15 protein-coding genes and 1 pseudogene are annotated in these 19,385 nt (G+C 52.4%); 11 read left to right on the top strand and 5 right to left on the bottom strand.

The features are described from left to right. The first annotated feature begins 205 nt into the window (after positions 1–205). The 11 genes and pseudogenes from mdtA to yegS all read left to right on the top strand — a co-directional run bounded on the left by mdtA (position 206) and on the right by yegS (position 15,191). On the top strand, positions 206–1,453 hold the full coding sequence (gene mdtA, locus H9644_RS19775; protein WP_191776197.1) for a multidrug efflux RND transporter subunit MdtA: 1,248 nt from the start codon (positions 206–208) through the stop codon (positions 1,451–1,453). Next, on the top strand, positions 1,453–4,575 hold the full coding sequence (gene mdtB, locus H9644_RS19770) for a multidrug efflux RND transporter permease subunit MdtB (RefSeq protein ID WP_064526978.1): 3,123 nt from the start codon (positions 1,453–1,455) through the stop codon (positions 4,573–4,575). Before mdtA ends, mdtB begins: the two co-directional genes overlap by 1 nt. Further along, complete coding sequence (gene mdtC, locus H9644_RS19765) at positions 4,576–7,653, top strand: multidrug efflux RND transporter permease subunit MdtC (RefSeq protein ID WP_191776195.1); 3,078 nt, start codon at positions 4,576–4,578, stop codon at positions 7,651–7,653. Then, positions 7,654–9,069, top strand: coding sequence for an MFS transporter (gene mdtD / locus H9644_RS19760; RefSeq protein WP_191776193.1), 1,416 nt, complete (start codon positions 7,654–7,656; stop codon positions 9,067–9,069). Next, positions 9,066–10,469 (top strand): envelope stress sensor histidine kinase BaeS, encoded by a 1,404-nt coding sequence (gene baeS / locus H9644_RS19755; protein WP_191776190.1) that lies wholly within the window; start codon positions 9,066–9,068, stop codon positions 10,467–10,469. Before mdtD ends, baeS begins: the two co-directional genes overlap by 4 nt. Next, positions 10,466–11,188: an envelope stress response regulator BaeR gene (baeR, locus tag H9644_RS19750; protein ID WP_064526970.1), complete on the top strand. Its 723-nt coding sequence runs from the start codon at positions 10,466–10,468 to the stop codon at positions 11,186–11,188. Before baeS ends, baeR begins: the two co-directional genes overlap by 4 nt. Before the next feature lie 243 nt (positions 11,189–11,431). Then, positions 11,432–11,764 carry a YegP family protein gene (locus tag H9644_RS19745; RefSeq protein WP_064526966.1) on the top strand — a complete coding sequence of 111 codons (333 nt, stop codon included), beginning with the start codon at positions 11,432–11,434 and terminating at the stop codon, positions 11,762–11,764. 209 nt (positions 11,765–11,973) lie between these two features. Continuing rightward, positions 11,974–12,271: pseudogene (locus tag H9644_RS19740) on the top strand (type II toxin-antitoxin system ParD family antitoxin). A gap of 1 nt (position 12,272) precedes the next feature. Then, positions 12,273–12,569 (top strand): type II toxin-antitoxin system RelE/ParE family toxin, encoded by a 297-nt coding sequence (locus tag H9644_RS19735; protein WP_064526965.1) that lies wholly within the window; start codon positions 12,273–12,275, stop codon positions 12,567–12,569. Between the two features lie 102 nt (positions 12,570–12,671). Further along, positions 12,672–14,033 carry a prephenate-dependent tRNA uridine(34) hydroxylase TrhP gene (gene trhP / locus H9644_RS19730; protein WP_000476028.1) on the top strand — a complete coding sequence of 454 codons (1,362 nt, stop codon included), beginning with the start codon at positions 12,672–12,674 and terminating at the stop codon, positions 14,031–14,033. Positions 14,034–14,291: 258 nt separating this feature from the next. After that, positions 14,292–15,191: a lipid kinase YegS gene (gene yegS, locus H9644_RS19725; RefSeq protein ID WP_064526948.1), complete on the top strand. Its 900-nt coding sequence runs from the start codon at positions 14,292–14,294 to the stop codon at positions 15,189–15,191. A 90-nt stretch (positions 15,192–15,281) separates the two neighbouring features. Here yegS and H9644_RS19720 read toward each other — a convergent pair whose 3' ends face one another. The 5 genes from H9644_RS19720 to gatA form a co-directional block, all read right to left on the bottom strand. Then, positions 15,282–16,055 carry a DeoR/GlpR family DNA-binding transcription regulator gene (locus H9644_RS19720; protein ID WP_064526946.1) on the bottom strand — a complete coding sequence of 258 codons (774 nt, stop codon included), beginning with the start codon at positions 16,053–16,055 and terminating at the stop codon, positions 15,282–15,284. 105 nt (positions 16,056–16,160) lie between these two features. After that, positions 16,161–17,201 carry a galactitol-1-phosphate 5-dehydrogenase gene (gene gatD, locus H9644_RS19715; protein ID WP_064526943.1) on the bottom strand — a complete coding sequence of 347 codons (1,041 nt, stop codon included), beginning with the start codon at positions 17,199–17,201 and terminating at the stop codon, positions 16,161–16,163. Positions 17,202–17,249: 48 nt separating this feature from the next. Next, on the bottom strand, positions 17,250–18,605 hold the full coding sequence (locus H9644_RS19710) for a PTS galactitol transporter subunit IIC (protein ID WP_064526941.1): 1,356 nt from the start codon (positions 18,603–18,605) through the stop codon (positions 17,250–17,252). Positions 18,606–18,608: 3 nt separating this feature from the next. Next, on the bottom strand, positions 18,609–18,893 hold the full coding sequence (gene gatB / locus H9644_RS19705) for a PTS galactitol transporter subunit IIB (protein ID WP_000823263.1): 285 nt from the start codon (positions 18,891–18,893) through the stop codon (positions 18,609–18,611). A 34-nt stretch (positions 18,894–18,927) separates the two neighbouring features. Further along, on the bottom strand, positions 18,928–19,377 hold the full coding sequence (gene gatA / locus H9644_RS19700; protein WP_191776187.1) for a PTS galactitol transporter subunit IIA: 450 nt from the start codon (positions 19,375–19,377) through the stop codon (positions 18,928–18,930). Positions 19,378–19,385 lie beyond the last annotated feature (8 nt).

The raw sequence follows: 19,385 nt of genomic DNA, 5'->3' as shown, positions 1-19,385 counted from the left end.
CCTACCTCCTTTCGCCCTGAATGCAGTCTATCGCTGACTTGCGGAAAAAATAGTTTCGTGTGTCATTACTGGATGCGTGCTCGCAAAGTACCCGTCATTCAGACGATTCCCGAAACTGTTTCATAATTCCTCCATTTTTCTCCCTTATTGGCTGGCTACACTAGTATCATTCCGCGAAACGTTTCAGGAAGAGAAACTCTTAACGATGAAAGGCAGTTATAAATCCCGTTGGGTAATCGTAATCGTGGTGGTTATCGCCGCCATCGCCGCATTCTGGTTCTGGCAAGGCCGCAATGAATCCCAGAGCGCAGCACCAGGTGCGACGAAACAAGCGCAGCACCCACCTGCGGGGGGGCGCCGTGGTATGCGTTCCGGCCCTTTAGCGCCAGTTCAGGCGGCAACCGCCGTGGAACAGGCGGTTCCGCGTTATCTCACCGGGCTTGGCACTATTACCGCTGCTAACACCGTTACGGTGCGCAGCCGCGTAGATGGTCAACTGATGGCGTTACATTTCCAGGAAGGCCAGCAGGTAAAAGCAGGCGATTTACTGGCAGAGATTGACCCCAGTCAGTTTAAAGTCGCACTCGCCCAGGCCCAGGGGCAACTGGCAAAAGATAAAGCCACACTTGCCAACGCCCGCCGTGACCTGGCGCGTTATCAGCAGTTGGCAAAAACCAACCTCGTATCTCGTCAGGAACTCGATGCCCAACAGGCGCTGGTCAGTGAAACCGAAGGCACCATTAAAGCCGATGAAGCGAGCGTCGCCAGCGCACAACTGCAACTCGACTGGAGCCGGATTACTGCGCCAGTCGATGGTCGCGTTGGCCTGAAGCAGGTTGATGTTGGTAACCAAATCTCCAGTGGCGACACCACCGGGATTGTAGTGATCACCCAGACGCATCCTATCGATTTGCTCTTTACCCTGCCGGAAAGTGATATTGCTACTGTCATCCAGGCACAAAAAGCCGGAAAGCCGTTGGTGGTTGAAGCCTGGGATCGCACCAACTCGAAGAAGTTAAGTGAAGGCACACTGTTAAGTCTTGATAATCAAATCGATGCCACTACCGGTACCATTAAAGTGAAAGCTCGCTTTAATAATCAGGATGATGCGCTTTTCCCCAATCAGTTTGTTAACGCCCGCATGTTAGTCGACACCGAACAAAACGCGGTGGTGATCCCCACCGCCGCACTGCAAATGGGCAACGAAGGTCACTTTGTCTGGGTGTTGAATAGCGAGAATAAGGTCAGCAAACATCTGGTGACGCCGGGCATTCAGGACAGCCAGAAAGTGGTGATCCGCGCAGGTATTTCTGCGGGCGACCGCGTGGTGACGGATGGGATTGATCGCCTGACCGAAGGGGCGAAAGTGGAAGTGGTGGAAGCCCAGAGCACCACCGCACCGGAAGAGAAAGCCACCAGCCGCGAATACGCGAAAAAAGGAGCTCGCTCCTGATGCAGGTGTTACCTCCGAGCAGCACAGGCGGCCCGTCGCGCCTGTTTATTATGCGCCCTGTCGCCACCACGCTGCTGATGGTTGCGATCTTACTCGCCGGGATTATCGGTTATCGCGCCCTGCCCGTTTCGGCGCTGCCGGAAGTGGACTACCCGACCATTCAGGTGGTCACGCTCTACCCTGGCGCCAGCCCGGATGTCATGACCTCTGCCGTTACTGCGCCACTCGAACGCCAGTTCGGGCAGATGTCCGGCCTGAAACAGATGTCTTCGCAAAGTTCCGGTGGCGCGTCGGTTATCACCTTACAGTTCCAGCTAACGTTACCGCTGGATGTCGCCGAGCAGGAAGTGCAGGCCGCGATTAACGCCGCAACTAACCTGTTACCGGGCGATCTGCCTAACCCACCGGTTTACAGCAAAGTGAACCCGGCAGATCCGCCAATCATGACGCTTGCCGTCACCTCAACCGCCATGCCGATGACGCAGGTGGAAGATATGGTGGAAACCCGCGTCGCGCAGAAAATCTCGCAGATTTCCGGCGTCGGCCTGGTGACACTTTCCGGCGGCCAGCGTCCGGCTGTTCGCGTCAAACTTAACGCCCAGGCGATTGCCGCCCTCGGCCTGACCAGCGAAACCGTGCGCACCGCCATTACCGGCGCTAACGTTAACTCGGCTAAAGGTAGCCTCGACGGGCCTTCCCGCGCGGTAACGCTTTCCGCTAACGACCAGATGCAATCCGCCGAAGAGTATCGTCAGCTGATAATCGCCTATCAGAACGGCGCGCCGATTCGTCTTGGTGATGTCGCAACCGTAGAACAAGGCGCAGAAAACAGCTGGCTTGGCGCGTGGGCGAATAAAGAACAGGCTATCGTGATGAATGTTCAGCGCCAGCCTGGTGCCAACATTATCTCTACCGCCGACAGTATTCGGCAGATGCTGCCGCAGCTCACTGAGAGTCTGCCGAAATCGGTAAAAGTGACGGTACTTTCCGATCGCACCACCAATATCCGCGCATCGGTTGACGATACCCAGTTTGAGCTGATGATGGCAATCGCGCTGGTAGTCATGATTATCTACCTGTTTTTGCGCAATATTCCGGCAACCATCATTCCAGGCGTCGCAGTGCCGCTGTCATTAATCGGCACCTTCGCGGTCATGGTGTTTCTCGATTTTTCGATTAATAACCTGACGCTGATGGCGTTAACTATCGCCACCGGATTTGTGGTCGATGACGCCATCGTGGTGATCGAAAACATTTCGCGCTATATCGAAAAAGGCGAAAAACCGTTGGCGGCGGCGCTCAAAGGCGCAGGCGAAATCGGTTTTACCATTATCTCTCTGACCTTCTCGCTGATTGCAGTGCTGATCCCACTGCTGTTTATGGGCGATATCGTCGGGCGACTGTTCCGCGAATTTGCCATTACTCTGGCGGTAGCGATTTTGATCTCGGCCGTGGTGTCGCTGACCCTGACGCCGATGATGTGCGCGCGGATGCTCAGTCAGGAGTCGCTGCGTAAACAGAACCGCTTCTCCCGGGCCTCGGAAAAAATGTTCGACAGGATAATCGCCGCCTACGGTCGGGGGCTTGCGAAAGTGCTGAATCATCCGTGGCTGACCTTAAGCGTGGCGCTCAGTACGCTGCTGCTTAGTGTGTTGCTGTGGGTATTCATTCCGAAAGGCTTCTTCCCGGTGCAGGACAACGGCATTATTCAGGGTACCCTGCAGGCACCGCAATCCAGCTCCTTTGCCAATATGGCACAGCGGCAACGCCAGGTTGCGGACGTAATTTTGCAAGATCCAGCGGTGCAAAGTCTGACCTCATTTGTTGGCGTTGATGGCACTAACCCGTCGCTGAACAGTGCGCGTTTGCAGATCAACCTCAAACCGCTGAATGAACGTGATGACCGGGTACAAAAAGTCATCGCCCGTCTGCAAACGGCGGTGGATAAAGTGCCGGGCGTCGATCTCTTCTTGCAACCGACGCAGGACCTGACTATTGATACTCAGGTCAGCCGCACGCAGTACCAGTTTACATTACAGGCCACGTCACTGGATGCGCTCAGTACCTGGGTGCCGCAGCTGATGGAAAAACTCCAGCAACTGCCGCAGCTCTCTGATGTCTCCAGCGACTGGCAGGACAAAGGTCTGGTGGCGTATGTCAATGTTGATCGCGACAGCGCCAGCCGTCTGGGGATCAGCATGGCGGATGTCGATAACGCCCTGTACAACGCGTTTGGTCAGCGACTGATTTCCACTATTTATACTCAGGCCAACCAGTATCGCGTGGTGCTGGAGCACAACACGGAAAATACCCCTGGGCTTGCGGCGCTGGATACCATTCGCCTGACCAGCAGCGACGGCGGTGTGGTGCCACTTAGCTCGATAGCCAAAATTGAGCAGCGTTTCGCGCCGCTCTCCATCAACCATCTGGATCAGTTCCCGGTCACCACCATCTCCTTTAATGTGCCGGATAACTATTCGCTGGGCGATGCGGTGCAGGCGATTATGGACACCGAGAAGACGCTGAATCTGCCGGTGGATATCACCACACAATTCCAGGGCAGCACTCTCGCCTTCCAGTCGGCTTTGGGCAGCACTGTCTGGCTGATTGTCGCGGCAGTAGTGGCGATGTATATCGTGCTCGGCATTTTGTACGAAAGCTTTATTCATCCGATCACTATTCTCTCGACGTTGCCAACGGCAGGGGTCGGCGCACTACTGGCGTTACTGATTGCCGGTAGCGAACTGGATGTGATCGCTATTATCGGCATTATTTTGCTGATTGGTATCGTGAAGAAGAACGCCATCATGATGATCGACTTCGCGCTGGCTGCCGAGCGCGAGCAAGGTATGTCACCGCGCGATGCCATCTATCAGGCCTGCCTGCTGCGTTTTCGGCCGATCCTGATGACCACTCTGGCGGCACTGCTCGGCGCGCTGCCGCTGATGTTGAGTACCGGAGTCGGCGCGGAACTGCGTCGTCCGTTAGGCATTGGTATGGTCGGTGGTCTGGTTGTCAGCCAGGTATTGACGCTGTTCACCACGCCGGTGATTTATCTGCTGTTCGACCGTCTGGCATTGTGGACCAAAAGCCGCTTTGCCCGTCATGAAGAGGAGGCGTAAGTGAAGTTTTTTGCCCTCTTCATTTATCGCCCAGTGGCGACGGTTTTACTGTCGGTCGCCATTACCCTGTGCGGCATACTGGGTTTCCGTATGCTGCCGGTGGCCCCGCTGCCACAGGTCGATTTTCCAGTGATCATGGTCAGCGCCTCGCTACCCGGTGCGTCGCCGGAGACAATGGCGTCTTCCGTTGCCACACCGCTGGAACGATCGCTTGGGCGCATTGCCGGGGTCAGCGAAATGACCTCCAGCAGTTCGCTCGGCAGCACGCGCATTATTTTGCAGTTTGATTTTGACCGGGATATCAACGGCGCGGCGCGTGATGTACAGGCTGCGATCAACGCCGCACAAAGCCTGCTGCCCAGTGGGATGCCCAGCCGTCCGACCTATCGCAAAGCGAACCCGTCGGATGCGCCAATTATGATCCTGACGCTGACGTCCGATACTTATTCCCAGGGTGAACTGTACGATTTCGCCTCAACGCAACTGGCGCCGACGATTGCGCAAATCGACGGCGTCGGTGATGTCGATGTCGGCGGCAGCTCGCTGCCTGCGGTGCGCGTCGGGCTGAATCCACAGGCGCTGTTTAATCAGGGCGTCTCGCTGGACGATATACGCACCGCCATCAGCAATGCCAACGTGCGTAAACCGCAGGGCGCACTGGAAGATGACACTCATCGCTGGCAGATCCAGACCAACGATGAGCTAAAAACCGCCGCCGAATATCAGCCGCTGATTATTCACTACAACAACGGCGGTGCCGTTCGTCTGGGCGATGTGGCGACGGTGACCGACTCAGTGCAGGATGTGCGTAACGCCGGGATGACCAACGCCAAGCCAGCTATTTTGCTGATGATCCGCAAACTGCCGGAAGCCAATATTATCCAGACGGTAGACAGCATCCGGGCAAAATTACCGGAGTTGCAGGAGACAATTCCGGCGGCGATTGATCTGCAAATTGCTCAGGATCGCTCCCCCACCATTCGCGCCTCGCTGGAAGAAGTCGAGCAAACGCTGATTATCTCGGTGGCGCTGGTAATTCTGGTGGTCTTTTTATTCCTGCGCTCGGGTCGCGCCACCATCATTCCCGCCGTTGCGGTGCCGGTTTCGCTGATTGGTACGTTTGCGGCGATGTATCTGTGCGGTTTCAGTCTCAATAACCTTTCGTTAATGGCACTCACCATCGCCACTGGCTTTGTCGTGGATGACGCCATCGTGGTGCTGGAAAACATTGCCCGTCATCTGGAAGCGGGGATGAAACCGTTGCAAGCCGCACTGCAAGGCACCCGTGAAGTTGGCTTTACGGTGTTGTCGATGAGCTTGTCACTGGTGGCGGTGTTCCTGCCGCTGCTGTTGATGGGCGGATTGCATGGTCGTCTGTTACGCGAGTTTGCCGTTACGCTTTCAGTCGCCATCGGTATTTCGCTGCTGGTTTCTCTGACATTAACGCCGATGATGTGCGGCTGGATGCTGAAAGCGAGCAAGCCGCGCGAACAAAAGCGTCTGCGTGGTTTTGGTCGGATGCTGGTTGCGCTGCAACAAGGCTACGGCAAGTCGCTGAAATGGGTTCTCAACCATACCCGTCTGGTGGGCGTGGTGCTGCTTGGTACTATCGCGCTCAATATCTGGTTGTATATCTCAATCCCGAAAACTTTCTTTCCGGAGCAGGACACCGGCGTACTGATGGGCGGAATACAAGCTGACCAAAGTATTTCGTTTCAGGCGATGCGCGGCAAGTTGCAGGACTTCATGAAAATTATTCGTGACGATCCGGCGGTGGATAATGTCACCGGCTTTACCGGCGGTTCGCGCGTTAACAGTGGGATGATGTTTATCACGCTGAAACCACGCGACGAACGCAGCGAAACGGCGCAGCAAATTATCGACCGTCTGCGCGTGAAACTGGCGAAAGAGCCGGGGGCGAATCTGTTTTTGATGGCAGTACAGGATATTCGTGTTGGCGGACGTCAGTCGAACGCCAGTTACCAGTACACGTTGCTCTCTGACGACCTGGCGGCGCTGCGCGAATGGGAGCCGAAAATCCGCAAAAAACTGGCAACGTTGCCGGAACTGGCGGACGTAAACTCCGACCAGCAGGACAATGGCGCGGAGATGAATCTGGTTTACGACCGCGACACCATGGCGCGGCTGGGGATCGACGTGCAGGCTGCCAATAGCCTGTTAAATAACGCCTTCGGTCAGCGGCAAATCTCGACCATTTACCAGCCGATGAACCAGTATAAAGTGGTGATGGAAGTGGATCCGCGCTATACCCAGGACATCAGCGCGCTGGAAAAAATGTTCGTCATTAATAACGAAGGCAAAGCGATCCCGCTGTCGTATTTTGCCAAATGGCAACCAGCGAACGCGCCACTGTCGGTGAATCATCAGGGATTATCGGCAGCTTCGACCATCTCGTTCAACCTGCCGACCGGGAAGTCGCTCTCAGATGCCAGTGCGGCAATCGACCGTGCAATGACCCAGCTTGGCGTGCCTTCCACAGTGCGCGGCAGTTTTGCCGGAACGGCACAGGTATTCCAGGAGACGATGAATTCGCAGGTGATCCTGATTATTGCGGCGATCGCCACGGTTTATATCGTGTTGGGGATGCTGTATGAGAGTTACGTGCATCCGCTGACCATTCTCTCCACCCTGCCTTCGGCGGGCGTCGGGGCGCTGCTTGCGCTGGAGCTGTTCAATGCCCCGTTCAGCCTAATCGCCCTGATAGGGATCATGCTATTAATCGGCATTGTGAAGAAAAACGCCATTATGATGGTCGATTTTGCCCTCGAAGCCCAACGGCACGGTAACCTGACGCCGCAGGAAGCTATTTTCCAGGCCTGCCTGCTGCGTTTTCGCCCGATTATGATGACTACACTGGCGGCGCTGTTTGGCGCGCTGCCGCTGGTATTGTCGGGCGGTGACGGCTCGGAGCTGCGTCAACCCTTGGGGATAACTATTGTCGGCGGTCTGGTAATGAGTCAGCTCCTGACGCTGTATACCACGCCGGTGGTGTATCTCTTTTTCGACCGTCTGCAGCTGCGTTTTTCGCGAAAATCTAAAGAAACGGTAACCGAGTAAATGACAGATCTTCCTGACAGCACCCGCTGGCAATTGTGGATTGTGGCTTTCGGCTTCTTTATGCAGTCGCTGGACACCACCATCGTCAACACCGCCCTTCCCTCAATGGCGCAAAGCCTGGGGGAAAGCCCGCTGCATATGCACATGGTCATTGTCTCTTATGTGCTGACCGTGGCGGTGATGCTGCCTGCCAGCGGCTGGCTGGCGGACAAAGTTGGCGTGCGCAATATTTTCTTTACCGCCATCGTGCTGTTTACCCTCGGTTCGCTGTTTTGCGCGCTTTCCGGCACCCTGAACGAACTGTTGCTGGCACGTGCGTTACAGGGCGTCGGCGGGGCGATGATGGTGCCGGTTGGCAGGCTAACGGTGATGAAAATTGTTCCGCGCGAGCAATATATGGCAGCGATGACCTTCGTCACGCTGCCCGGCCAGGTCGGCCCACTTCTTGGTCCGGCGCTCGGCGGCTTACTGGTGGAGTACGCCTCCTGGCACTGGATCTTTTTGATCAACATTCCGGTGGGGATTATCGGCGCGATCGCCACGCTGATGTTAATGCCGAACTACACCATGCAGACGCGGCGTTTCGATCTCTCCGGCTTTCTGTTACTGGCGGTTGGCATGGCGGTATTAACGCTGGCACTGGATGGCAGTAAAGGTACAGGACTATCGCCGCTAACCATCGCCGTGCTGGTAGCTGTGGGCGTGGTAGCTATTGCGCTTTATCTGCTGCATGCCAGAAACAACCACCGCGCTCTGTTCAGCTTGAAACTGTTTCGCACCCGCACCTTCTCGCTCGGTCTGGCGGGGAGCTTCGCCGGGCGTGTCGGCAGCGGCATGTTACCCTTTATGACGCCGGTTTTCCTGCAAATTGGCCTCGGTTTTTCGCCGTTCCATGCCGGATTGATGATGATCCCGATGGTGCTTGGCAGTATGGGGATGAAGCGAATTGTGGTGCAGGTGGTTAACCGCTTTGGTTATCGTCGGGTACTGGTGGCGACCACGCTGGGCCTGTCGCTGGTCACCCTACTGTTTATGACCACCGCGCTGCTGGGCTGGTACTACGCTTTACCATTCGTCCTGTTTTTACAAGGGATGGTCAACTCGACCCGTTTCTCCTCCATGAACACCCTAACGCTGAAAGATCTGCCAGACAATCTGGCGAGCAGCGGCAACAGCCTGCTGTCGATGATTATGCAACTGTCGATGAGTATTGGCGTGACCATTGCCGGGCTGTTGCTGGGGCTTTTTGGTTCGCAGCATGTCAGCGTCGACAGCGGCACCACACAAACCGTCTTTATGTACACCTGGCTTTGCATGGCGTTTATCATCGCCCTTCCGGCGTTCATCTTTGCCAGAGTTCCGAACGATACGCATCAAAATGTGGCTATTTCGCGGCGCAAAAGGAGCACTCAATGAAGTTCTGGCGGCCCGGTATTACCGGCAAACTGTTTCTGGCGATTTTCGCCACCTGCATCGTCTTGCTGATCAGTATGCACTGGGCTGTGCGTATTAGTTTTGAGCGTGGATTTATTGATTACATCAAACATGGCAATGAGCAGCGGCTGCAAATGCTTGGCGATGCTCTGGGCGAACAGTATGCGCAGCATGGTAACTGGCGCTTCCTGCGCAACAACGATCGCTTTGTATTTCAGATCCTGCGTTCATTTGAGCATGATAATTCAGAAGACAAACCCGGCCCCGGGATGCCGCCGCACGGCTGGCGCACCCAGTTCTGGGTAGTTGATCAAAACAACAAAGTTCTGGTTGGTCCGCGCGCCCCCATTCCGCCGGACGGCTCGCGACGGCCAATTTTGGTCAATGGGATGGAGGTTGGCGCAGTGATCGCCTCACCCGTTGAACGGTTAACCCGCAACACAGATATCAATTTCGATAAACAGCAACGGCAAACCAGTTGGCTGATTGTCGCTCTGGCAACCTTACTCGCAGCATGTGCCACCTTCCTGCTGGCGCGCGGTCTGTTGGCCCCCGTCAAACGGTTAGTCGATGGCACGCACAAACTGGCGGCGGGCGATTTCACCACTCGCGTGACGCCCACCAGCGAAGATGAACTGGGCAAGCTGGCACAAGATTTCAACCAACTCGCCAGCACGCTGGAGAAAAACCAGCAGATGCGCCGCGATTTTATGGCCGATATCTCTCACGAATTGCGTACACCACTGGCGGTACTTCGCGGTGAACTGGAAGCTATTCAGGATGGCGTGCGTAAGTTCACCCCCGAGACGGTGGCGTCTTTGCAGGCAGAAGTCGGAACGCTGACCAAACTGGTGGACGATCTCCATCAGTTGTCGATGTCTGATGAAGGCGCCCTCGCCTATCAAAAAGCACCGGTAGATTTGATCCCTCTGCTGGAAGTGGCGGGCGGCGCATTTCGCGAACGATTCGCCAGTCGTGGCCTGAAACTGCAATTTGCCCTGCCAGACAGCATTACCGTATTTGGCGATCGCGACCGTTTAATGCAGTTGTTCAATAACTTACTGGAAAACAGCCTGCGCTATACCGACAGCGGCGGCAGCCTGCAAATCTCCGCCGAACAGCACGATAAAACAGTGCGACTGACCTTTGCCGACAGCGCGCCGGGCGTCAGCGACGATCAGCTGCAAAAATTGTTTGAGCGTTTTTATCGTACCGAAGGTTCCCGCAACCGTGCCAGCGGCGGTTCCGGGCTGGGGCTGGCGATTTGCGTTAACATCGTTGAAGCGCATAATGGCCGCATTCTTGCCGCCCATTCGCCTTTTGGCGGGGTAAGCATTACAGTAGAGTTACCGCTGGAACGAGATTTACAGGGAGAAGCATGACCGAGTTACCCATCGACGAAAACACGCCACGCATTTTAATCGTGGAAGATGAACCTAAGCTTGGGCAGTTGCTCATTGATTATCTGCGTGCCGCGAGCTACGCGCCAATGCTTATCAGCCACGGCGATCAGGTACTGCCGTATGTGCGCCAGACGCCGCCGGATCTGATCCTGTTGGATCTGATGTTGCCAGGTACCGATGGTCTGACGCTATGCCGGGAAATTCGTCGTTTTTCCGATGTCCCAATTGTGATGGTGACGGCGAAAATCGAAGAGATCGATCGCCTGCTGGGGCTGGAAATTGGTGCTGATGATTATATCTGCAAGCCTTACAGCCCGCGTGAAGTAGTCGCGCGCGTTAAAACCATTTTGCGCCGCTGCAAACCGCAGCGTGAGTTGCAGCAACAGGATACCGAAAGCCCGTTGATTATCGACGAAGGTCGTTTTCAGGCTTCATGGCGAGGCAAACTGCTTGATCTGACACCCGCGGAATTTCGCCTGTTGAAAACGCTCTCCCATGAGCCAGGTAAAGTATTCTCCCGCGAACAATTGCTCAATCATCTTTACGACGACTACCGCGTGGTAACCGACCGAACTATCGACAGCCACATTAAGAACCTGCGCCGCAAACTAGAATCTCTCGACGCCGAACAGTCATTTATCCGTGCCGTTTACGGTGTCGGTTACCGTTGGGAAGCTGACGCCTGCCGTATTGTTTAACCTGTTCTTTATGATGGCAGTTTCAAATTACAACGCGGACTGTACCCTCGCCCACTGAGTATTATTACCCTCTCTGAAAAAGAGAGGGATAAAGCCGTGCTCGTATTCAGATTCCAGCATATTTATCAGTAATCTCCCCCATGTATTAGAGGGTATTCCCCTGATTGGCAACCACCTGAATATCACCCATACTTAGGTCGTTACATACTGTTTTCGATACGCAATTTCAAGCAAGGAGTCAATATGGCTGGTTGGTTTGAACTTAATAAGAGCAGTGATAATCAGTTCCGTTTTGTGTTAAAAGCGGGGAACGGAGAAACCATTCTCACAAGCGAATTGTATGCCTCAAAAGCCTCTGCGGAAAAGGGTATTGCCTCGGTACAAAGCAACAGTCCGCAGGATGAACGCTATGAGAAAAAAACGGCGAGCAACGGCAAGTTTTATTTCAATTTGAAAGCTGCCAATCATCAGATAATTGGCTCCAGCCAGATGTATGCTACCGCTCAATCACGCGAAGTCGGAATTGCTTCTGTAAAAACCAATGGCGTAAGTCAGACGGTGAAAGATAAGACTTAATCATTGTGCCGGGCGCGGATGACGCGTCCGGCTTTATTTCCAATAAACACTGACTTATTGATTTTCAGGATTAATCTGCGCCGTTAAAATAGTAGGCACAGGCAAGCACTCATTGTGCTCTCTTTGTTTGACATTCCCCATCCTTATCCTCCTGAACATGTTCATATGGCAAAATATCTTCTAATACTTTGCGTGACGCTCCCCGGTTTATGACATACACTGACGTAAGACTTTTACTTACAAGAGAGCATAAACATGGCCAGAACGATGACGGTTGATCTTGGCGATGAGCTGCGCGAATTTATCGAGTCCTTGATTGAATCCGGCGACTATCGCACCCAAAGCGAAGTGATCCGTGAGTCACTGCGCTTACTTCGAGAAAAACAAGCAGAGTCTCGCCTGCAAGCGTTACGTGACATGCTTGCGGAAGGGTTGAATAGTGGTGAAGCCCAGCCGTGGGAAAAGGATGCGTTTTTACGGAAGGTGAAAGCAGGGATAAGGAAATAATGTGCGTATTATTAAGCTCATGCCAAAAGCCAACGAGGATTTAGAAGGCATCTGGTATTACAGTTATCACCATTTCGGCGAACCACAAGCCGACAAATATGTTGAACATCTTTCAGAAGTTCTCCAGATTCTGAGTAACAATAATATAGGTACTCCCAGACCTGAATTAGGCGAAGGCATTTTTGTTCTTCCTTTTGAACGCCACCTCATTTATTTCCTGCAATCACCAAGGGAAATTATCGTCATTCGCATCCTTAACCAAAACCAGGACGCTACCAGACATTTGCACTGGAGCTAAACCCACCGATTGCGCTACAATGCCCGCCCTTAAAGTGGGGACACTCCCCTAACCGCTTCATCTGGTGAAGCGGGTCTGACCTGTCATCAGAACGAGAGAATTATGTTTAAACCGGAACTCCTTTCCCCGGCGGGAACGCTGAAAAATATGCGTTACGCTTTCGCCTATGGCGCAGATGCTGTTTATGCGGGCCAACCGCGTTACTCCCTTCGTGTGCGCAACAACGAATTCAACCACGAAAACCTTCAGCTCGGCATCAATGAAGCCCACGCACTGGGGAAAAAGTTTTATGTCGTGGTGAACATTGCACCACATAACGCCAAGTTGAAAACCTTTATCCGTGACCTGAAACCGGTTGTGGAAATGGGGCCGGATGCGCTGATTATGTCCGATCCTGGGCTAATTATGCTGGTACGTGAGCACTTCCCGGAGATGCCTATTCATCTTTCCGTGCAGGCTAACGCCGTAAACTGGGCAACGGTAAAATTCTGGCAGCAGATGGGCCTGACCCGTGTGATCCTCTCTCGCGAACTGTCACTGGAAGAGATTGAAGAGATCCGCAATCAGGTGCCAGATATGGAGCTCGAAATCTTCGTTCACGGCGCACTGTGTATGGCCTACTCCGGCCGCTGCCTGCTCTCGGGCTACATTAACAAACGCGACCCGAACCAGGGAACCTGCACCAATGCCTGCCGCTGGGAGTACAACGTGCAGGAAGGCAAAGAAGATGACGTCGGCAACATCGTACACAAGTACGAGCCGATTCCGGTGCAAAACGTTGAGCCTACGCTGGGTATTGGCGCGCCAACCGACAAAGTGTTTATGATCGAAGAGGCCCAGCGTCCGGGCGAGTATATGACCGCGTTTGAAGACGAACACGGCACTTACATCATGAACTCGAAAGATCTGCGTGCCATCGCCCACGTCGAGCGCCTGACAAAAATGGGCGTGCATTCGCTGAAAATCGAAGGCCGCACCAAATCTTTCTACTATTGTGCACGCACCGCGCAGGTTTATCGTAAGGCTATCGATGATGCCGCTGCAGGCAAACCGTTCGACACCAGCCTGCTGGAAACGCTGGAAGGCCTGGCGCATCGCGGCTATACCGAAGGTTTCCTGCGTCGCCATACGCATGATGATTATCAGAACTACGAATACGGTTATTCCGTTTCTGACCGTCAGCAGTTTGTTGGTGAGTTTACCGGTGAGCGTAAAGGCGACCTCGCGGCGGTAGCGGTTAAAAACAAATTCTCCGTTGGCGACAGCCTTGAGCTGATGACTCCACAGGGCAACATCAACTTTACCCTTGAGCATATGGAAAACGCCAAAGGCGAAGCGATGCCGGTTGCACCGGGCGATGGTTATACTGTGTGGATCCCGGTCCCGCAGGATCTCGAGCTGAACTATGCGCTACTGATGCGCAATTTCTCTGGGGAAACCACGCGTAATCCGCACGGTAAGTGATTAATTTCGACTATTTTTCCCGGATAGAAAATTCTTAGAAATCGATCACATACAGCTGCATTTATTAAGGTTATCATCCGTTTCGCTGAAAAACATAACCCATAAAATGCTAGCTTTACCAGGAACCACCTCCTTAGCCTGTGTAATCTCCCTTACGCAGGCTTATTTTTTTTGCGCCACGACTTTCATCCTGTTCTGACGCCACCTTCTCTTTTCTGCTCTACACTTTCTAAAGATCAATAATAAAGGCATACGACGATGGCCGATTTTCCCGCCAGTTTGCTGATTCTTAACGGCAAAAGTACTGACAATGAAACATTGCGCGAAGCGATTATGCTGTTGCGTGAAGAAGGAATAACCATCCATATACGGGTCACCTGGGAGAAAGGTGATGCGGCGCGTTTTGTGACTGAAGCGCGCCAACTTGGTGTCGCGACGGTGATAGCAGGCGGTGGCGATGGCACCATTAATGAAGTCTCCACGGCGTTGATTCAGTGTGAAGGCGATGACATTCCTGCTTTGGGGATTTTGCCGCTAGGTACAGCGAATGATTTCGCCACCAGCGTGGGGATCCCTGAGGCGCTGGATAAAGCATTGAAACTGGCGATTGCCGGTAATGCTATTGCGATTGATATGGCGCAGGTTAACAGGCAAACCTGTTTTATCAATATGGCAACGGGCGGGTTTGGTACGCGCATCACCACCGAAACACCGGAGAAGTTAAAAGCTGCACTAGGGGGCGTCTCTTACATCATTCACGGATTAATGCGCATGGACACGTTACAGCCAGATCGTTGTGAGATCCGTGGTGAAAATTTTCACTGGCAAGGAGACGCCCTGGTTATTGGCATTGGCAACGGACGTCAGGCCGGTGGCGGACAGCAATTGTGCCCAAATGCGCTGATTAATGATGGTTTGTTGCAGCTGCGTATTTTCACCGGAGATGAAATTCTTCCTGCCCTCGTATCAACATTAAAATCTGATGAAGATAACCCGAATATCATCGAAGCCGCTTCGGCGTGGTTCGATATTCAGGCCCCCCATGAAATCACTTTTAATCTTGATGGCGAACCGTTGTGTGGGCAAAACTTTCATATTGAAATACTTCCGGCGGCGCTGCGTTGCCGATTACCACCGGATTGTCCGCTGTTGCGTTAATCAAATTATTCTCTCTTGAATCAGGGAGAGTCAGTTCTGCCGGATGCGGTGTAAACACCTTATCCGGCCTACAAACTAAACAGATGAGTGCTACACCGTAATTAATTTCACCCGCGTTTTCTGCAATGCCATTTTATCGACTTCTGACACCGCATCATCGGTAATAATAATATCGATTTTTTCGATCGGTAGTACCTGATTAAATCCACGACGGTTAAATTTTGTTGAGTCGAGAACGGCAATAACTTTATTCGCCGCTGTTACCATAGCACCGCTAATGGAATAACCTTCATTAAATGTTGTAATGCCATTAACTGCATCAATCCCATCAGCACCCACAAACATTAAATCCGCATTAATATCCTGCAGGGAACGTTCAGCAATAGATCCATGCATAGATCGCGTTTTATGGCGCACCGTACCACCACAAACGACCAAAGTGATGTCTTTATTTTCAGACAGGGCAAATGCAGCAGGAAGGCTATTGGTGATCACCGTGATATTTTTAGCCGTCATTAACCCTTCAGCGATAAGCATTGTCGTACTTCCGCTATCGAGGATAACCGTCATTCCTTCGTGGATCATTTTTACTGCCGCCTGCGCAATTCTGTTTTTCGGTGCGCTGGCTAACTGAAATCGCTCTTTAAATCCGATTTCCTGCGTCTCGGTTTCACTATTACCGGACATTATTTTCGCCGCACCGCCATGAAAGCGCGTTACCACGCCTTTTTGTTCGAGAAAGCGCAAATCGGCTCGAATTGTCGCTTCCGATGCAGCAAATATTCCCGCCAGATCCTGAACAAGCACGGTTCCCTGTTCATTCACTAATTGGATGATCTTATTCCTTCGCTCGAATGAATTCATCGTCATTTACCCATATTCAATTGTGACTAGTGTAAACGAAGGGGGACCATTGGTGAATGATCTGTTTTGCACAATACCGGGCCAGCATCACACTGGCCCGCGGTTTCAGGGAATGAGTAACACTTTACCCGACATGGTATTGCGAGCGATGTCACGCACCGCCTGGGCGAAGCTTTCAAAGCTTCCACGGTGAGCGATTAACGGCTCCAGGCTTAACTTTCGTTCTGTCAGCAACCGGCTCGCCGTTTCCCATTCCTGCCCAGGCCACGGGCTTGAGTAATTCATCCAGCTACCGATAACCGTCAGCTCTTTACGCAATATTTTGCCAAATGTCGCTGATGTTAAATGCAGATCCTGATGTAACGTTCCCACCAGCGCCAGTTGTGCGTGAGGCCCGGCGATTTCCACCCCCAGTTCGACGGTTTGCGGTACGCCCGCTGTCTCGAGAATAAGCTGGTTGAAGCGCAGTTCGCGTAAAACGGCCTGCATTTGCGGCGCGCTCATTTCGCTACTGTTAAATGTTTGCGTAGCGCCGAAGGATTTTGCCAGTGCCAGTTTTTCTGGGCTAATGTCGATAGCCGTCACGCTCTTTGCCCCCAGCGCGACTGCGCACTGGATCGCAAGCAGGCCGATGGTTCCGGCACCAATAATAATAACGTTTTTATTCTCACATCCTTGCGCTAAATGGAACGCATGCAGGCCAACGGTAATCGGTTCAATAAAAGCGCCATCCTCAATAGGCATATCCGCAGGTAGTGCAAAGACATTGTTTCGCTTAAGGACAATATATTCGGAAAATCCGCCATCACGTCGCGAACCAATAAAATCATATTTCGCACACTGGGAATAATAGCCTTTCAGGCACTCCGGGCAATGAAAACAAGGTAATAACGGCACACAGGCAACTGCATCGCCAGGTTGTAAATCATTAACATCGGTCCCCACCGCATCGATATATCCGCTAAATTCATGGCCTAACGTTATTGGATAATAATGGGCACCATTTTTAAATATTCTGGGCAAGTCGGAACCACATATCCCCGAGCTGGCAATTTTTACCCGCACCTCGTCCTGATGATTAATTTCAGGCATGACTCGCTCTTCAACTTGCACGATACCATCAGTATCATTAACAACTGATTTCATAAAAGCTCCAGATTGGTTAAGGGGGATATTCTCCCCCTCAGGTATAAATTATTCTGCGAGAGCAGTTTTCTCTTGTTTGATAAAACCACGTGCTCTACGCCAGGTCATGAAAATACCGGTGAGATAAATGGCACCGATAATAATGAAACCGGGAATATTTTGCGGTGAGAAAACCTGAATCAATAACCAGGTAATGGGTGAACCGCCCTGATCCATCGAAGCCACCATGCCTCCGGCTTTTAATGCGCCAGCATTGGCAGCCAGTTGCGTGTGCAGACCAATTGTTTGCGTCGCAATCCACAGGGTGATACTCATTATGATGACGCCAGAAATTAAGGTGCGGAACAGGTTTCCACGATGCACCGCTACCGCCATTGCCACAAAGAAGCCAATGGTTGCAAGGTCACCAAACGGCAACACCTGATTACCCGGAACACATACCGCAATCAGAATGGTGAGCGGGATAAAAATCAGGCTTGCCGACACCACCGCCGTATGCCCCAACAGCAATGCCGGATCCAGACCAATCAGAAACTCCTGACCGCCGAACTTCGCCTGCAAACGGCTGCGTGCCTGCTTCGCAATAGGCGTTAAGCCATCCATAATAGGCTTGATCACTCGAGGCATCAGCAACATAACGGCCGCCGTTTTTACTGCCAGTTGCAATACGCCTTTGACGTCGTAACCTGCGAGAATGCCGATGATCAGCCCCATCACAAACCCCACGGTGACAGGTTCACCAAAGGGACCAAATTTGCGCTGGATATCATCAGCACTGAATTTAATCTGGTTAACGCCAGGGATTTTTTCAATGATGGCATCGACCACCACCGCTATCGGCCCCATATACGCCGACGTACCATGCGGAATGGCAATACCTTCCAGTTCAAAGAAATCACGGGTATCACGGGCAAACCAGTCGCCGAGTTTATAAACAAATGCCGCGTGAATCACCACGCCCGCGATCCCAATCATCCATGAACCGGTCGCAAGATGCAGCAACGCACCGGTGAAGGTCATATGCCAGATATTCCAGATATCGACATTCACCACCCGCGTCATACGCGTGAGCAACATTGCCACGTTAACCAGAATCGCAATCGGAATCGCCACCAGCGCAATTTGCGATGCCCAGGTCATTGGTGAAGACCCCGGCCAGCCGACATCCACCACATGGAGATTTAAGTCGAAATTTTCCGCCATCGCTTTTGCCGCCGGACCGATAGAATCGAGCATCAAACCAATAACCAGACCGATGCCAACAAAGCCAATCCCGATATGCAGTCCGGCTTTAAAGCAGTCACCAGACTTCATGCCTAATATTTTGGAAAATATGATAATAACAATCGGCAACATGACCGTGGGGCCGAGGTCGAGGATATAACGCATGACTTCTGAAAACATAGATCACCCCTGTAAAATTGTCAGAATCTTATTTTGTAATGCTTCGATACCTACACCAGAAACAAAAGGCATACCGTGAACTAACGGAATATCGCCAAAACTGCGGTCAACTCTGGCGGTAGTACAAATAAGATGTACACCATCCATATAGGTTTCTATTTCATTAACCCGACACTGGATTAATTCAACGGGGATATTATGGCTATGACACAACTCTTTAATTTCTTCCGCCGCCATCGTAGAGGTCGCAACCGCGCCTCCGCAAGCGACAATTATCTTGCGTTTCATAATCAATCCTTTTTATTGGTACAGAGGTGTTTGGTTATTCGGAATATAAAATATGCTGTGTAAAATATTCCTTTAATTGCGCTTCAGAAATGGTGATTAGCGTTTCAACGACATCGGGCTGCTGCAACTTGCCAAATAAGCACCGCAAAAGCCTCAGTTGCTGCTGCGGATTTTCGACAATCAGCGCGATAATCAACGACACCGCCACGTCGTTATCATCATCAGCTTGCTGAAACTTAATTTTATTCGCCGGTCTTAACAGATAAATGGCTGACGATTTGGCGTGAATCGCCTCACAGTGCGGTATGGCGATAGCGTGCTGCTCGAGCAATATCCCGGTGGGAAATTCCGCCTCTCTGGCAATTAATGCCTGCGGCCAGGAGTCATGAACTACGTCTTGCGCGACCATTTCATTGCCGATATGGGTCAGTGCTTCACTGCGATCGGCAAAAGAGATTCCGCTGCGAACAAAGAGCTTTGTCATATACCGTC

The sequence above is a fragment of the Escherichia whittamii genome, from assembly GCF_014836715.1.
In the GTDB taxonomy this organism is placed as follows: Bacteria; Pseudomonadota; Gammaproteobacteria; order Enterobacterales; family Enterobacteriaceae; genus Escherichia; species Escherichia whittamii.
Note: the sequence above shows the minus strand (reverse complement) of the source record. Positions and strands in the feature narration are given on the sequence as shown.

Coding starts and splice junctions, on each gene's coding strand:
- mdtA (WP_191776197.1), top strand. CDS start 206: ATGAAAGGCAGTTATAAATCCCGTTGGGTAATCGTAATCGTGGTGGTT.
- mdtB (WP_064526978.1), top strand. CDS start 1,453: ATGCAGGTGTTACCTCCGAGCAGCACAGGCGGCCCGTCGCGCCTGTTT.
- mdtD (WP_191776193.1), top strand. CDS start 7,654: ATGACAGATCTTCCTGACAGCACCCGCTGGCAATTGTGGATTGTGGCT.
- baeS (WP_191776190.1), top strand. CDS start 9,066: ATGAAGTTCTGGCGGCCCGGTATTACCGGCAAACTGTTTCTGGCGATT.
- baeR (WP_064526970.1), top strand. CDS start 10,466: ATGACCGAGTTACCCATCGACGAAAACACGCCACGCATTTTAATCGTG.
- H9644_RS19745 (WP_064526966.1), top strand. CDS start 11,432: ATGGCTGGTTGGTTTGAACTTAATAAGAGCAGTGATAATCAGTTCCGT.
- trhP (WP_000476028.1), top strand. CDS start 12,672: ATGTTTAAACCGGAACTCCTTTCCCCGGCGGGAACGCTGAAAAATATG.
- yegS (WP_064526948.1), top strand. CDS start 14,292: ATGGCCGATTTTCCCGCCAGTTTGCTGATTCTTAACGGCAAAAGTACT.
- H9644_RS19720 (WP_064526946.1), bottom strand. CDS start 16,055: ATGAATTCATTCGAGCGAAGGAATAAGATCATCCAATTAGTGAATGAA.
- gatD (WP_064526943.1), bottom strand. CDS start 17,201: ATGAAATCAGTTGTTAATGATACTGATGGTATCGTGCAAGTTGAAGAG.
- H9644_RS19710 (WP_064526941.1), bottom strand. CDS start 18,605: ATGTTTTCAGAAGTCATGCGTTATATCCTCGACCTCGGCCCCACGGTC.
- gatB (WP_000823263.1), bottom strand. CDS start 18,893: ATGAAACGCAAGATAATTGTCGCTTGCGGAGGCGCGGTTGCGACCTCT.
- gatA (WP_191776187.1), bottom strand. CDS start 19,377: ATGACAAAGCTCTTTGTTCGCAGCGGAATCTCTTTTGCCGATCGCAGT.